Origin of the sequence: Comamonas flocculans (genome assembly GCF_007954405.1) — a bacterium.
Classification (GTDB): Bacteria; Pseudomonadota; Gammaproteobacteria; order Burkholderiales; family Burkholderiaceae_C; genus Comamonas_C; species Comamonas_C flocculans.
The window spans coordinates 1,902,013-1,917,384 of sequence record NZ_CP042344.1; the positions used below are offsets into that span (position 1 = coordinate 1,902,013).

The window sequence follows — 15,372 nt, forward strand, 5'->3', positions numbered from 1 at the left end:
TCCTCTCTCACCATGAAAATCCATCGCATTCTGACACCGCTGATCGCCGCATTGGCGCTCGCTTTCGCCCTTCCCGCCACCGCCCAGAACGCTGCCGACGAGGTCTTGCTGACCATGCAAAAGGCCTTTCGCAAGGGCGACCGCGCGCAACTGGCCGCGCTGCTGCCGCAGGCCAGCGGCCATCCGCTTGAACCGTGGGCCGCGTACTGGGAGCTGCGCGCCCGCCTTGAAGAGGCGAGCGAGGACGAGGTGCAGGCCTTTTTCCGCCGCTGGCAGGGCAGCTACGTGGAAGACCGCTTGCGCAACGACTGGCTGCTGATCCTGGGCCAGCGGCGCGACTGGCAGCGCTTTGCCGACACCCTGCCCGCCTTCCGCATGCGCGACGACCGCGACGTGCGCTGCTATGCGCTGCTGGTGGAGCACCTGGAGGGCCACGCGCCCGCCGATGCCGGCGCGCAGGTGCTGGCCAACTGGCAGGCCCAGCGGCGCAGCAGCGACGGTTGCGCGCGCGCGGCCGCACAGCTGCTGGCCGATGGCCGGATCCGGCCGATCGACGTCTGGCGCAAGGCGCGCCTGGGCGCCGAAAGCAGCCGCGTGGCCCAGGCGCGCGAGGCGGTGCAGGTGGTCGCGCCCGAACTGCTGGCGCAAATGGGCCAGGCGCTGGCCGCGCCCACCAAATACCTGACACTGGGCAGCGGCGGCAAGGGCACGGCGGCCAAGGGCAAGGGCGCCAAACGCAAGGTGGCGCCAGTGCACAGGGAGGCGCAGACGCAGCCGAGCGAACTCGTCACGCTCGCGCTGGTGCGCCTGGCGATGAGCAACTACACCGGCGCGGCGCGCCTGCTCGGTGATACCTGGAGTGGGCACCTGAGCGCCGAGCAGCGCAACTGGGTCTGGGGCGCGATCGGCAGGCAGGCGGCGCTGTCGCTGTCCATGGATGCGATGGCCTACTTCGCCAAGGTCACGCGCGAAGCGGACCTGAGCGACGACATGCTCGCCTGGAAGGCCCGCGCCGCGCTGCGCGCCGGCGACTGGAAGCAGGTGGCGCGCGGCATCGACGCCATGGACGAGGCCACGCGCGCCGACAGCACCTGGGTGTACTGGCGCGCGCGGGCCCTGCTGGCGGGCCAGCCCTCGCCCGAGGAGCGCGCGCGCGCCCAGGCCTTGTATGCCCGCATTGCCGGCACCAGCGGTTTCTATGAACAGCTCGCCTTGGAGGAAACCGGTGCGCACATCGCCGTGCCCGCGCCGCCCGCGCCCCCCACCGCCGAAGAAAAAGCCGCCGCGCGCGCCAACCCGGGGCTGAACCGGGGCCTGTACGCCATCCTGATCGGCCTGCGCGGCGAGGGGGTGCGCGAATGGAACTACAGCACCAATCTGCACACGCCCGGCGGCATGAACGACCGCGAACTGCTGGCGGCGGCCGAGTTCGCCTGTGCGCAAGAAGTCTGGGACCGCTGCATCAACACCAGCGAGCGCACCAAGGGGTTCATCGACGTGCGCCAGCGCTTTCCCATGCCGTTTCACGACGCGGTGCTGCGCCGCACCCGCGAGATCGGGCTGGACGCCGCCTACGTCTACGGCCTGGTGCGCCAGGAAAGCCGCTTCATCATGGACGCGCGCTCGCACGTCGGCGCCTCGGGCCTGATGCAGGTCATGCCCGCCACCGCGCGCTGGACGGCAAAAAAAATCGGGTTGGAAGGCTTCAGCACCGACCAGCTCAACGACCAGGACACCAACATCGCCATCGGCACCGCCTACCTCAAGCTGGCGCTGGACGACTTCGACGATTCCCTGCCGCTGGCCGCCGCCGCCTACAACGCCGGGCCCGGGCGCCCGCGCGCCTGGCGCAACGGCCCGGTGCTGGAAGCGGCCATCTGGGCCGAGAACGTGCCCTTCAATGAAACGCGCGACTACGTCAAGAAGGTGCTGGCCAATACGGTGAACTACGCGGCCATCCTCACCGGGCAGCCGCAGTCGCTGAAGGAGCGCTTGGGCAAGATCGGGCCGCGTGATGCGCAGCGGCCGGAGAGGGAGCCGGACTTGCCGTGAGGCGGGCCCGTGGCGGCTGTGGCCAGCAGGGGTTTTCGGGGGCCAAGCTTTCCAAGTACCAATCCCACGGGAATCGCAAATTTTTGTTAGACAGAGCGTCGATTGGTAACTCAAGTCAGGTGGTGTTATCTTAAAGTAACGATATTCGCCGCCGTGCACGAGTTGAGAGCGCGTGCATTTGCGGCTGTTGCTCGCTGGACTGGTGCGGATAGCCAATTGAAGCAAGGGAAAATCATGAAAATTTCAGATGCGGGGTCATTGACGAAGAACAAACTGCGTCGTTGGTTGTCTTGCTTGTTCAAGAGGGGCGCCGTGCACGCTGCGTGGGGGCTGGCGCTGCTGGTTGCGCCGCTGGCGCATGCCGGGTTCACCAACGGCGGCTTCGAGACTGGCGACTTCACGGGCTGGACAGTCAAGAGCTATGAGCGCACTGCACTGCTGGCCCAAGTACCGCCCCGGAACATAGCGGATCTCAATTTGGGCGCGGTGGCGGACAACGGGTTTACGCAAATCCTGACGGGTTCGTCCAGCGCACCCACCGCCGTGCCGAATGCCCCCACCATCGGTTACCCGCGATGGGGCAGCTATCTGGCCAGAGTGAACAACGTAGGGGACAAAAGCCCCAGCAGGCAGGCTAGTTCCATTGAGCAGACGGCTTTGATGACCCAGGCCGACGTAGACCCCATTGACCACAAAGTCCATGTGCGCTTTGGCATGGCCCCGGTGCTATTCAATCCCTCGGGTCATGCTCCTAACGATCAACCGTTCTTTTATGTCGAAGTCGTCAACGTCAACAAGAATGGCAGCGACAAGACGCTTTTCAGCACCTTCAACTACGCCAATCAGCCCGGTGCCCCCTGGCAAGGTACTGTAGGGGGCTATCTCTGGACGGATTGGAGCGCTTTTGATATCGCCCCTGGCGAAGGTTTGCTGGATCCCGGGGACACCGTTCGCATCATCGTTTTTGCATCCAATTGCTATGCGGGCGGGAACACGCATGAGGCGCGTGTCTATCTGGATTCCGTGGGCGCTTTCATGGCGGGCCTGACGGTGGCCGCTACCGGCCCATCAACCACAAAGCCGAGCGAAAACATCACCTACACCTATAACTATGCCAACAACAGCGGTGTTTACGCTGCGGATGCCAAGGTGCGGGTGGCATTGCCGATTACGGAAGACAACAAGGTGACGTCCTACGTATCTACCAACGGAACGTGTACCGGCCCACACGCGGGTACGGCTCCTCGGCAAAACTACCTGGAATGTGATGTGGGAAGCCTCAACAATGGCCAGACCGGCAGTTTTGAGGTGACTTATCTGGTGCCCGCGACTGCGGTTACCAGCGGCCCCAATGCGGTGCTGAACAATGGCGACTACAGCATCAGCGCGACGGACGTCAGCGCTTTCCAGGGGCCGATGGTGAAGACGGATATCGTGGGCTCAGGCACCACCATGACGGATTTGGCCGTGACCATCAGCAACGGTGGCGTGGTGTCTTATCTGCCCAACGACCTTGTGAACTACACCGTCACGGTGGAGAACAAGAGCGGCGCTACCGTGCCGGGCGACGTCAGTTGGACGCTCAAGGGTGTTGGTGCATGTGCCGACATCACTACGATGCCAGGAGGCGCAGCGTGCAGCGATGCGAGCGGCAATCCGGTGATCACCTTCAGCACCAGTTCGCTCGCCGCAGGCACTAGCGAGGTCTTTACCGTGACTGCTGTAGCGCAGACGGCGGGGACGCCGGTCAATGCGGTGGTCAGCGTCACGCCGAACGGCGCGACCGACAGCGATACGAGCAACAACACTGCTGGTACGAATACGCCAGTGAATGCAGCCCAGCAGGAGGTAACGGCAAATACAGGCGGCACCGGCTTGGGCCACATCTTGGCCGTGCCTGCTGCGCTGGCCTGCGGTGATGCCATCACGGCGTGCGATGCCACGGGCACCACCAAGGCGGTGGGTGTGGGTGACGAGGTGCGCCTGACCCCCGTGGCCCATCCGGGTTCGCTGTTCACCGGCTGGACGGGGTGTACCTCCGTTGTCGGCGATGTGTGTGTGGTGACGGTCGGCGCTACCGACGTGACCGCCACGGCGCAGTTCACCAAGGCCTATCTCGTCACGCCGACGCTGCTGACCGGGGGTAGCATGACGCCCGCCGTGCCGAAGCAGGTGGTCGATGGCGGATCGACGGTCTACAACATCACGCCCGATGCGGGCAAGACGACCTACATCCTGCCGCCCCCGTCCGGCGCAGCCTGCTCCGGCACCCTCGACACCGGCGTCACGCCGAACACCTATACCGTCACCCCCGTGACCGCCGATTGCGGCTTCACGGTGGCGTTCAGCGTCGAGGAGACGTCGTCGGTCACGGGCGGCAACGGCACCATCACCCCGCTGGGCGCCACCGGCCCGTTGGTTCCCGGCAGCAACAGCACGGTGTACGCCCTGACGCCAGATGCCGGCTACACCCCGGTGGTGGACGGCACCTGCAAGGGAGTGTTCGACGGCGCCGCCAACACCTACACGGTGACCGATGCCACCGCAGACTGCACGGTGATCGCCTCGTTCACCAACGATCCGGTCACGGTCACGTCCTCCACCTCGGGCGGGCACGGCGGCATTGACACCACCGGTACCATCAACCTGCCCAACGGCGGTTCGCGCACCTATACCTTCACGCCGGACGCGGGCTATTACCCGATGGTGACCGGCAACTGCCCGGGCACGCTGGTGGGCAATACCTACACCGTCAGCCCGGTCACGGCCAACTGCGCCTTCAACGTGACGTTCTCCAGCACCACCGTGGACATCACCGCCACGGTGACGGGCGGCGTAGGCACGCTCACGCCGCCGGGCACGACCACGGTGGCGCAGGGCGGCGGCCAGTCCTACACCGCAACGCCCGGCGGCGGCAGCGTGACGGTGTTCGAGGACTCGTCCACCTGCCCCGGCGTGCGCTCGGGCAACGTCTACAACGTGACCGGCGCCACCGCCAACTGCTCGGTGAACGCGAAGTTCGTCGCCGCCGCTGCCGCCGTGACCGTGACCACGACCGTGCCCGGCGGCCACGGCACGGTGACCACGCCGGGCCAGGACGGGGCGGGCAACACGGTGCTGGCGATTGGCGACGTGCGCACGTGGACGGTCACGCCAGACACGGGCTACATCCCGCAGGTGCAGAGTTCCACCTGCGCGCCCGCTGGCACGCTCAGCACGACGGCGCCTTACACCTATACGCTGACGGCCGCGGCCAACTGCGCGGTGACGTTCGCCTTCGCCCCCGTGGCGGGGGCAGCGTCCATCCCGACGCTGAGCGAATGGGGTCTGATCATCCTGTCTATCCTGATCGGTTTGTTCGTCTTGGGCATGCGTCGCCGCCGGATGATCTGATGGTGTATGGACCAGTAGTGCTCCATATCGCTGCTGGGTTTTGATGAAAACGGCTTGCAGCGCTTGTACATCAAGCGCTGCAAGCTATTGTTTTGTGGTGAATTCGAGTATGCATTGGTTTCGATCCTGTTTGCTGCTGGGTATCGTCGCAGGAAGCCTTCATGGCATCGTGTCTACTGCGCAGCCGAAAGCGGGTGAACCTCTGCCCGCGCGCCAAGCCGGCCTGTGGGAGGTGACGCTGCGCAGCGATGATCTGCAGCTCAAACGCCGGGGCCAGGCCAAGGCGCAGCCGCAGACGGTGCGCATGTGTACCGATGCCAATGCCGAGCCGGTGATGCTGTTTGCCATCGTGCCAGGGCAGGAGAACTGCCGCGAAGTCACGACTACCCGCCGCAGTGCCGAGGCGGGCGGAGGCTGGGACATTCACAGCGTCTGCTTCGTGCACGACAACCTGGTGGAGATGCGGATGCAACTGACCGGTGATTTGCGCACGGCCTATCAGGGATCGTTCAATGTCACCTTCCGCGATACGCCCATGAACAATACCGGTCGCATGTTGTTTGAAGGCCGCAAATTGGGTGCTTGCCTGGCGCAGCAGCGCGCGGGGGACATGGTGCTGCCCAACGGCATCACGGTCAATGTGGTGGACGATCGCCGCCGCGCCGAAGCGCACGGCGAACATGGGCATTGACGGTCGGATGGGCCCTTTCGAGCCTCATCGGCAGCGGCGCTTCATGGCACCGTTGTTTTTCTACTAAAACCGTAGCTGCAACCGCACGTCAACAAAGCGCAAAAGCCGCTTTTGACCAATCAAATTCAGGGCCTGCCCCAGCGCCTGAGCAGATTGTGGTAGACGCCGGTGAGCTGCACCAGCCGCATATCGTCCGGCGCCAGCAAGGGCGTGAATTGCTGCACGCTCTGATCCAGATCGAAGAGCAGGGTGCGTTCGGCTTCGTCCTGCACCAGGCTTTGCATCCAGAAGAACGAGGCCACGCGCGCGCCGCGCGTGACCGGGGTCACGCGGTGCAGGCTGCTCGACGGGTAGAGCACCATGTCGCCTGCGGGGAGCTTGACCTCCTGCACGCCAAACGGCCCTTCCACCTCCAGCACGCCGCCGTCGTATTCCTCGGGTTCGGCCAGGAACAGCGTGGCCGAGAGGTCGGTGCGCATCTGCTCCTGGCTGCCGGGCAGGAACATCAAGGCGCTGTCGACGTGTGCGCCGTAGCTGCCGCCGCCCTGGTAGCGGTTGAACTTGGGCGGGTAGATGGTGCGCGGCAGCGCGGCGCTGATGAACAGCGGCGTGGCGGCCAGGCGCCGCAGGATCTGCTGGCCCAGGCGCACGGCCAGCTCGCTGCCGTCGGCAAGCTGCTCGTTGTGCTTGACGGCCTGGGCCAGCGTGCCGGCGGTGGCCGCGCCCGGCTGCCAGCTGGCGGCGTCCAGCTCCTGGCGCAGCTGCCGTACTTCGGTCTTGGCGAGCACGTGGTCTATGGTGATCAGCATGGGGGTGCGGGCATCAGGGTTTCGGGAGTGATGTCGGACAGCTGCGCGCAGCCGGCCAGCGCCATGGTGGCCTGCAATTCCTCGCTCAGCAAGTGCAGCATGTGCGCCACGCCCAGCGCGCCGGCCACCGCCAGGGCGTAAAGCTGCAGCCGCCCGAGCAGCACGGCCTGCGCGCCCAGGGCCAGCGCCTTGAAGGCGTCGGCGCCGCTGCGCACGCCGCCGTCGAACAGCACGGGGTAGCCGGGCCCGACGGCCGCGCGCACCGCGGGCAGCAGGGCCAGGCTGGCGGGGCTGCCGTCCAGGCCGCGCCCGCCGTGGTTGGAGACGACGATGCCGGCCGCGCCGGCCTGCCTGAGCCGCTGCGCGTCTTCCGGGTGCAGCACGCCCTTGACCCAGACCGGCAGGCGGGTGTGCTCCAGCAGCCAGTGCAGGCTCTCCCAGGTGGGCGCGTGGCGCATCGCGCCCTGGAAGATGCGGCTTTCGCCTTCGGCCAAAGGGGTGGGGTCGGCTTGCGGGTAGCGCATCAGATTGGCGGCCACGCATTCACGCGGCAGCACGAAGCCTGCGGCCAGCGCGCTGCGGCTGGCCATCTGCAGGCTGGCGTCCACCGTCAGCACGATGGCCTGGTAGCCCGCGGCTTCGGCGCGCGCCAGCAGGTCCAGGGTGTGGGCCGGCTCTGGCTGCAGGTAAAGCTGGAACCAGCGCTCGGGGCCGGCCGCCGCGGCAATGTCTTCCAGCGTGCACGAGCTCAAGGTGCTGGCCACGAGGCAGGCGCCGGCAGCCTGGGCGGCGCGGGCGCTGGCAAGCTCCGCCTGCGGATGGGCCAGCAGCCCGTGGGCCACGGGGGCCAGCAGGAAGGGGTGGGGCAGGCTGGCGTGGTTGAGCGTGAGCCGGGTGTGCCCCGCGCGCACGTCGCGCAGCACGCGGGGCAGGATGGCCCAGTGCCCGAAGGCAGCGCGGTTGGCGCGGGCCGTGAGGTCTTCGCCGCTGCCCCCGGCGATGTACGCAAAATGGCCCGCAGGCAGAGCCTGGGGCGCAAGACGCTCGTAGTCGAGCGCGTTGGCTATGCCGGGCGGGATGCGCTCCGGCGTGGGCCTGACGGTCATGTAAGCTGGGTGGGCATGTGCTTCAGGTGCGCGGTGCCGACCCCGGGGCGCTTCCCCACCAGGTCGTCGCCAGAGGGGTCGGCAAGTGCATCAAAGCTCGATGTCCAGTGTCACGCGCAGGGCGCGCGCGTCGCCCTTGTAGAGGAAGAAGCCGCCGCGATAGACCGAGGTGTAGTAGTCCTTGTTGCCCGCGTTGAGCAGGTTCACGCGCAGCGCGGCATGCTTGTTGAAGCGGTAGCCGCCGAACACGTCGAACACCGTGAAGCCGGGCACCGGCTGGCTGCACATGCCGTTGGTGTAGGCCGCGCCGGTGTCGGGCTGGCCGCCGCAGCGGGCGCTGTCGTGGCGTGCGCGCGCGCCCAGGAAGAAGCCGGGCGTGAACTGGTACTTGCCCTGCAGCGAATAGCTGGTGTTGGCGAAGTTGGCCAGCGGCAGGCCGACGTTGCCTGGAATGATGGATTGCAGCACCTTGGACTTCATGAAGGACACGCCGGCCTGCACCGTGAACTTTGGCGTGATGTTGCCCACCAGGCCGAACTCCACGCCGCGCACCCGGTTCTTGCCGGTATTGGTGCTGCCTTCGGTGGCGTACTCCTCGGTGGACAGCGCCTCCATCACGCCGGACTTGGTGGTCTGGAAGGCGGCGGCGGTGAAGAGCAGCTTGTCGTCCAGCAGGTTCCACTTGGTGCCGAGTTCGAAGTTCTGCGAACGCTCGGGCTTGGAATCCACATAGGCACCGTTGACCAGCACGATGCCGCCGTAGCCGGCGTTGGTGCCTGCGTCCGGCTCGCCGCCGTTGACGTCCTGCGAGGTGGCGTAGCTGGCGTAGACCATGCCCTGCGGGCTGATCTTGTAGCTCAGGCCCAGGTGGCCGTTGAGCAGCGTGTCGTTGTAGCCGTAGTCGCCCGTCTGGTTGCCGGCATTGGCGCCGGAGTTGGCATGGCTCTGGATGGACAGCCGCAGCGCGTCGGCGCGCACGCCGCCGAAGGCCGTCCAGCGTTCGTTGATGTCCACCGTGTCCATCGCGTACAGCGAGGTGGTCTTGGCGTGCCAGTCCAGGTTCTTGCCCAGGCGCGACCAGCTGCGCCCGGCCAGGTTGGCCAGGTCACCGACCACCGAGCCGTCGGGGTTGAACAGGCAGTAGCCCGGGGCCGTGCCGTTGCGCCCCGTCACCTGGCAGTTGGTGGCCCCGCTGTTGCTTGCCTGGTAGGTGCCTTGCCGCACCTTGTGGTCGGTGTATTCGAAGCCGAAGATGAAGGAGTGGTCCATGTCGGCGATCACCGTGTCCCAGCGCAGGTTGTCCTGGTGATCGAAGTAGTCCACGTTCTGCCAGCGGCTGTGGCCCGAGTCCAGCGCGCCGTTGTTGGCGCCGGTCATCGCATAGGCGTTCCTGGAGGTGCCGTAGCGCGTCAGGCTGGTCAGACTGACGTCGGGCGAGAAGCGGTACTTGATGCGCCCGGTGACGGTGTCCACGTCCGAGCGCAGGAAGTCTTCCGACTGCGCATACACCGGCACGTTGGGCGTTGGCACGCGGTTGGGCACCGTGCCGGTGAGCCAGCCGCCCAGGTCGGGGCGGTCGTCGCGCGCGCGCAGGCCGTAGTAGTCCAGGGTGACGGAGAGGTCGTCGCTCGCCTGCCACAGACCCGACAGCGCCAGGCCCTTGCGCTCGCGGCTGGAGGGTGAGCGCCCCGGCACGTCCTCGTCGCCGTACAGCACGTTGGCGCGCAGCGCGAACTGGTCGGTGAAGACATGGTTGGCGTCGGCCGTGCCGCGCAGGTACTTGCCACTGCCCAAGCCCAGCGAGAAGCGCGTGAAGTCGTAGTCCAGCGTGGGCTGCTTGGTGATGGCGTTGATCGCCCCGCCCGCGGTGCCGCGTCCGGCGAAGCTGGAGTCCGGACCCTTGGAAATTTCCACCTGCTCGATGGCAAAGCTCTCGCGCGTGGTCATGCCGGTGTCGCGCAGGCCGTCGACGAAGACATCGCTCTTGGCCGCCTGGCCGCGGATGAAATAGGTGTCGCCGAACATGTTGCCGTTCTCGCCCGTGCCCAGGGTGATGCCCGGCTGCGAGGTGAGGATCTGCTTGAGGTCGGTCTCGCCCGAATCGTCGATCGCCGTCTTGGTGATGACGGAGATGGTGGCCGGCGTCTCGGCCAGCGGCTTGGTGTGGCGCGTGTCGGCCGAAGTCTTGGCCTTGTAGGGCGCGCCCACTTCGGCGTTGGGATTGGGGTCTATCGCCTCCTCCTGCACCGTCACCGTCGGCAGGGTGCTGCCGGTGGCCGCCGCCTGTGCGTGGGCAGCCACCGGCAGCAGCGCCGCGGCGGACAGGCCCGCGGCCATGCGGGTGGCAAGACGAAGACTGGAAGGGCGCAGGACGCGGGATCGTGTGGACATGGGAGGCTCGGGAAGGAAAAAATGCCAGTGGAAAGAGTGTGCGTATTATTATTGAGAATTACTCTTATTCACAACCCGATTGGCAAAAAGGCGGCTTGCAGTCGCCGCCACGCGCTTTTGGGCAGGAAAAGACACCAAAACGTGGCGCGCCGGCAACAGGCGGTGCCCGATCGACACCTACCAGCGGCCAACGGCCGTTTTCAGGCTCAGCGGCTGGCGTCGTGCAGCACGCCGTCCTGCAGGCGCAGCGCTCCGGCTTCGGCCAGTGCCAGCACCAGCGCGTCGAACCAGGGCCGGGTGGGTGCGTCGGCAAAAAAGCGGCGCTTCACGCCCTGGAAGCACTCGGTCTGCACCATCCACGCGAAGGCGGTCTCCACGTCCTGGCTCTTCCACTCCATGAGCTTGTAGGCCAGCAGCACCTTGGCTGCGTGCAGTGCGTGCTTGTCCGGGTTGGCACGAAAGAAGGCCAGCCGGCCGTGCGCGCGCGCCAGCGCTCCGGCCACGTCGTCGAACACCCGCCCGTGCCCCGGTATGACCGTGGCCGGCGCCAGCCGCTCGATCTGCGCCAGCGTCTGCCCCACCTCGTCGAAGCCGCTGTCGCCCTCCAGCTCGGGAAAGACCACGCCGAAGCCGTTTTCCCACAGCGCGTCGCCCGAGATCAGGATGCGGGACTCGGGTTCGAACAGCATGATGGCGTGCGGGTCGTGTCCCGGCGCCGCATGGATCTGCCAGGCCCGCCCGCCCAGCAGGGTCTGGGTGCCCGGGCGCAGCACCGCATCGGCGCGAAACGGCGGGCAGTACTGGCCCGTGGGCGCATAGGACAGCGCCACCGGGTCCCAGTGGCGCACCTGGGCGAGCTGGTCGGGCGGGATTTCGGTGTGCAGCCCGCTCCAGCGCGCCTGCAGCGCGGCATTGCCGCCGCAGTGGTCGCTGTGCAGGTGGGTGTTGAGCAGGCGCTGCAGCGGGCGCTCGCCCAGCGCCTGCGCCACGCGCTCCACGGTTGCCGGGGCGTCGCTGTGGTAGCCGCTGTCCACCAGCGCGGTTTCACCGGGGCCGTGAAAGAGGATATTGTTGGCCGAGAGCCAGCTGCGCTCGAACACGGTCATTTCGGGCAAAAGCATCGATGGAGACTGGGGCATGCGCTATCACTACTCGTTGGTCGGACCGGGGCGGTACCTGTTGCACTGTAGTGCAGGGCGCAGCCTTGCGTCGTCCACGCGGCGACAGCATGGCCATGGGTGCGCGCCATGACGGTGGCGCGCTGGCAGCAGCTGGCGGTGGCGCTGCAGGCGCTGCTGTGCGCGGCGGCACTGGCCTGGGCCTGGCGCGCAGGCTGGCTGGCCTTGGCGCTGACCCTGGTTTGCCTGTTCGCCTGGCTGCGCCTGCCGCTGAGCCTGCAGTTTCTGCTGGCCGCCCGGGCGGCGCGGCAGGCCGGCATGCCGCCCGCGCCCACGGCCTGGCTGCGCGCCTGGTGGCACGAGGGCCGATGGGCCGCGCGGGTGTTCGGCTGGTGGCAGCCCTTTCGCATGCAGGCGCAGCCCGACCGTTTGCAGTCCTCGCGCCCCGGGCGTGGCATGGTGCTGGTGCACGGCTTTGGCTGCAACCGTGCGTTCTGGACACCCTGGTTGCGGCGCCTGCGCCGCGAAGGCCGGGCCTGCGTGGCGGTGAACCTTGCGCCGCCCCTGGCCGGCATCGACACCTACGCCGCCGCCGTGGAGCAGGCCGTGCGCGGGGTGACCGAGGCCACCGGCTGCACACCACTGGTGGTGGCGCACAGCATGGGTGGCCTGGCGGTGCGCGCCTGGCTGCGCGCCACGCCCGGTGCCGATGCGCGGGTACATCGGGTGGTGACGCTCGCCACGCCCCACCAGGGCACGCCCGCCGCCCGTTGGGGCGTGGGTGCCAACGCCCGCCAGATGCGGCCGGCCAGCGCCTGGCTGCAGGCCCTGGCCGCCAGCGAGCCCGCGGAACGCCGCGCCCGCTTCGTCTGCTGGCACAGCGATTGCGACAACGTGGTCTATCCGCCGGGCGCCGCGGTGCTGGCGGGGGCCGAGTTGCACACGGTGACGGAGGTGGGGCATGTGCAGCTGGCCTTTGAGCCGCAGGTGGTGCGGGCGTGTTTTGATCTGCTGCAGCCGTGAGGGCGAGGATTGGCATTTTCTTCCTCGCCCTCTGGCCGGGGCGACTGGCCGTTTTCTCCCTCTCCCTCTGGGAGAGGGAGAAAATACCCACTCGTCCCCGCACCCCGCCCGCGGCGCCAGCCGCCGGCACACTCAATCCCCGGTCGCGTTGGCCGCAAACTCCGGCATGCCGCGCATCTGCGCATACAGCGGCGTGAAGTCCCCCTCAGTCATGTCGAACAGCTGCTGGAAGCTGTCGATGACGAAGTAGGTCTGCTGGTAGCTGTCGATCTTGTAGCGCGTGCGCATGGTGCGCAGCAGATCGAGCGGGCGGCGCTGCGGCTCGGGGCTGTTCACCGAGTAGGGCAGCTCGCCGGCCGAACTCAGAATGCCCGCGCCGTAGGCGCGCAAGGCCCCGGCCTCGCGGATCAGGCCGAATTCGATGGTGTACCAGTACAGGCGCGAGAGCATCTCGCAGGCGCCCAGGCGTGCCGCCTTCAGGCCGCCTTCGCCGTAGCGCTGCACGTAGTCGGCCAGCTGGGGATTGAAGAGCATGGGCACGTGGCCGTAGAGGTCGTGGAACACGTCGGGCTCCACGATGTACTCGAACTCCTCGGGTTTGCGGATCCAGTCCGTCACCGGAAACTTGCGCCCGGCCAGCAGGGCGAAGAAAGCTTCCTCGGGGATCAGCCCGGGCACGGCCACGATCTCCCAGCGCGTGGCCTTGTACAGCGGCTCGTTGACGTCCTCGAAGCGCGGGATGCGCTCCTTGGCGCCCAGATGCGGCAGCGACTCGATGAAGGCGTTGCAGGCCAGGCCCGGCAGTTGCGCGGTCTGGCGCTCGTACAGGCGCCGGTAGGTGTCGTGGTCCTGCGCGGTGTAGGCACTCCAGTCCTGGGCGCAGGTGTAGTCGTCGTTGGCGCGGGCGTAGTTGCCGCGCGGCGGGCGCTCGCCCTCGCCGTAGACCACGGGTTGGACGGCCATCTCAGGCCTCCTTCTGGCCCACGACGCCGCGCTGCACCTGGTCGCGCTCGATGGATTCGAACAGCGCCTTGAAGTTGCCTTCGCCAAAGCCCTCGTCGCCCTTCCTCTGGATGAATTCGAAGAACACCGGCCCGAGGATGGGGGTGGAGAAGATCTGCAGCAGCAGGCGCGGCTGGCCGCCGGCGGTGCTGCCGTCGAGCAGGATGCCGCGCGCCTGCAGCTCGGCCACCGGCTGGCCGTGGCCGGGCAGGCGCTCGGCCAGCATGTCGTAGTAGGCCTGGTTGGGCGCGGGCGGCGTGGGGATGCCGGCCATCTGCAGGCGATCCACCACCTCGGTGAGGTTGTCGCAGCTCATGGCGATGTGCTGTATGCCCTCGCCGTTGAACTGCATCAGGAACTCCTCGATCTGGCCGCCGCCCTGCTTGGCCTCTTCATTGAGCGGGATGCGGATCTTGCCGTCGGGCGCGGTCATGGCCTTGCTGGTGAGGCCCGTGTATTCGCCCTGGATGTCGAAGTAGCGGATCTCGCGGAAGTTGAACAGGCGCTCGTAGTAGTTGGCCCAGAAGCCCATGCGCCCCCGATAGACGTTGTGCGTCAGGTGGTCGATCTCCTTCAGGCCATGGCCGCGCGGGTGCGGATCGGCGCCGGGCAGCCATTCGAAGTCGATGTCGTAGATGGATTCGCCGTCGCGGAAGCGGTCGATCAGGTACAGCGGCGCGCCGCCTATGCCCTTGATCGCGGGCAGGCGCAGCTCCATGGGGCCGGTGGGGATGTCGATCGGCTGCGCGCCCAGCTCCAGTGCCCGCTTGTAGGCGCGCGGCGCGCTTTCCACGCGAAACGCCATGCCGCAGGCCGAGGGGCCGTGCTCGGCGGCGAAGTAGGCTGCCTGGCTCTTGGGCTCGCGGTTCAGGATGAAGTTGATGCCGCCCTGGCGGTACAGCACCACGTCCTTGGAGCGGTGGCGCGCCACGGGCGAGAAGCCGAGCTTTTCAAACAGCGGCTCGATCACGCCCGGCGTGGGCGAGGCGAACTCGACGAACTCGAAACCGCACAGGCCCATCGGGTTTTCGAGGCTGGCGGCTTCGCGGGCGGTGGATGCGGGGATGGCGGCGGTCATGCGGGTCTCCTGGAATTGCTTGATGAAAGAGCTTGACAGAGTCGGGCTTAACTTTGCAACTGTAGGTTCCCGGGCGCTCAGTATTCGTGCGAATATCGATAGTTGCCCGCCGCTGCGCACAGGAAAATTGCGCAAAATCAACACATTGCGCAGCATGCGTCTGAAGGATGGCCATGACCGATTCCGCCCCCGCCCTGGACAAGCTCGACCGCGCCATCCTGCGCCGCCTGCAGGACAACGGCCGCGAGACCTACGAGGTGATGGGCGAGCAGGTGGGCCTGTCGGCCAGCGCGGTGCTGCGCCGGGTCAAGCGCCTGGAGGACAGCGGCACCATCGGGCGCTACGTGGCGCTGGTGCGCCCCCAGGCCGTGGGCCTGCAGCTCGCCGCCTATCTGACGGTGCGGCTCGAGAAGAACACCGACGTGCACAAGCGCAGCCCCATGGACGCGTTCCGCGCGGCGGTGCAGACCTGGCCCGAGGTGGTCGAGTGCGTCTCGCTCACCGGCGAGATGGACTACGTGCTGCGCGTGGTGGTGCGCGACATGGCGCACTACAGCCGCTTCGTGCTCGAAACTCTGCTCAAGCACCCGAGCGTGCAGGATTGCAAGACCAGCTTCGTGCTCGACACCGTCAAGAGCACCACCGCCATGCCGGTGTAGCGCGCCGCGCCGTGCAAAGGGGGGGCGCCGGGCAATCCGCTATCCTTGGC

Annotated in this window: 11 protein-coding genes; 5 read left to right on the top strand and 6 right to left on the bottom strand. The window is 67.3% G+C overall.

What is annotated here, in order from left to right; genetic code table 11:
- Positions 1–12 precede the first annotated feature (12 nt).
- The 3 genes from FOZ74_RS09230 to FOZ74_RS09240 all read left to right on the top strand — a co-directional run bounded on the left by FOZ74_RS09230 (position 13) and on the right by FOZ74_RS09240 (position 6,136).
- Positions 13–2,052: a lytic transglycosylase domain-containing protein gene (locus tag FOZ74_RS09230; RefSeq protein ID WP_146912788.1), complete on the top strand. Its 2,040-nt coding sequence runs from the start codon at positions 13–15 to the stop codon at positions 2,050–2,052.
- 234 nt (positions 2,053–2,286) lie between these two features.
- The gene (locus FOZ74_RS16340) at positions 2,287–5,445 is read left to right on the top strand and encodes an IPTL-CTERM sorting domain-containing protein (RefSeq protein WP_255437543.1); all 3,159 of its coding nucleotides are present in this window, start codon (positions 2,287–2,289) and stop codon (positions 5,443–5,445) included.
- A 109-nt stretch (positions 5,446–5,554) separates the two neighbouring features.
- Positions 5,555–6,136 carry a DUF3617 domain-containing protein gene (locus FOZ74_RS09240; RefSeq protein WP_186764563.1) on the top strand — a complete coding sequence of 194 codons (582 nt, stop codon included), beginning with the start codon at positions 5,555–5,557 and terminating at the stop codon, positions 6,134–6,136.
- Between the two features lie 125 nt (positions 6,137–6,261).
- Here FOZ74_RS09240 and FOZ74_RS09245 read toward each other — a convergent pair whose 3' ends face one another.
- From FOZ74_RS09245 to FOZ74_RS09260, 4 genes are all read right to left on the bottom strand, one after another.
- Positions 6,262–6,945 (bottom strand): Fe2+-dependent dioxygenase, encoded by a 684-nt coding sequence (locus FOZ74_RS09245; protein WP_146912790.1) that lies wholly within the window; start codon positions 6,943–6,945, stop codon positions 6,262–6,264.
- Complete coding sequence (locus tag FOZ74_RS09250) at positions 6,939–8,051, bottom strand: alpha-hydroxy acid oxidase (protein WP_146912791.1); 1,113 nt, start codon at positions 8,049–8,051, stop codon at positions 6,939–6,941. Before FOZ74_RS09250 ends, FOZ74_RS09245 begins: the two co-directional genes overlap by 7 nt.
- A 90-nt stretch (positions 8,052–8,141) precedes the next feature.
- On the bottom strand, positions 8,142–10,442 hold the full coding sequence (locus FOZ74_RS09255; protein ID WP_146912792.1) for a TonB-dependent receptor: 2,301 nt from the start codon (positions 10,440–10,442) through the stop codon (positions 8,142–8,144).
- 206 nt (positions 10,443–10,648) lie between these two features.
- A complete protein-coding gene (locus FOZ74_RS09260; protein WP_146912793.1) occupies positions 10,649–11,581 on the bottom strand; it encodes an MBL fold metallo-hydrolase in 933 nt (310 codons plus the stop codon).
- Between the two features lie 108 nt (positions 11,582–11,689).
- Here FOZ74_RS09260 and FOZ74_RS09265 point away from each other — a divergent pair, with 108 nt between their 5' ends.
- Positions 11,690–12,583, top strand: a complete 894-nt coding sequence (locus FOZ74_RS09265; RefSeq protein ID WP_146914153.1) for an esterase/lipase family protein — start codon at positions 11,690–11,692, stop codon at positions 12,581–12,583.
- A gap of 132 nt (positions 12,584–12,715) precedes the next feature.
- Here FOZ74_RS09265 and phhA read toward each other — a convergent pair whose 3' ends face one another.
- Both phhA and hppD read right to left on the bottom strand, forming a co-directional pair.
- On the bottom strand, positions 12,716–13,546 hold the full coding sequence (gene phhA / locus FOZ74_RS09270) for a phenylalanine 4-monooxygenase (protein ID WP_146912794.1): 831 nt from the start codon (positions 13,544–13,546) through the stop codon (positions 12,716–12,718).
- Between the two features lies 1 nt (position 13,547).
- Positions 13,548–14,663: a 4-hydroxyphenylpyruvate dioxygenase gene (hppD, locus tag FOZ74_RS09275; protein ID WP_146912795.1), complete on the bottom strand. Its 1,116-nt coding sequence runs from the start codon at positions 14,661–14,663 to the stop codon at positions 13,548–13,550.
- A gap of 173 nt (positions 14,664–14,836) precedes the next feature.
- Here hppD and FOZ74_RS09280 point away from each other — a divergent pair, with 173 nt between their 5' ends.
- Positions 14,837–15,322: an Lrp/AsnC family transcriptional regulator gene (locus FOZ74_RS09280; RefSeq protein WP_146912796.1), complete on the top strand. Its 486-nt coding sequence runs from the start codon at positions 14,837–14,839 to the stop codon at positions 15,320–15,322.
- The last annotated feature ends 50 nt before the right edge of the window (positions 15,323–15,372 follow it).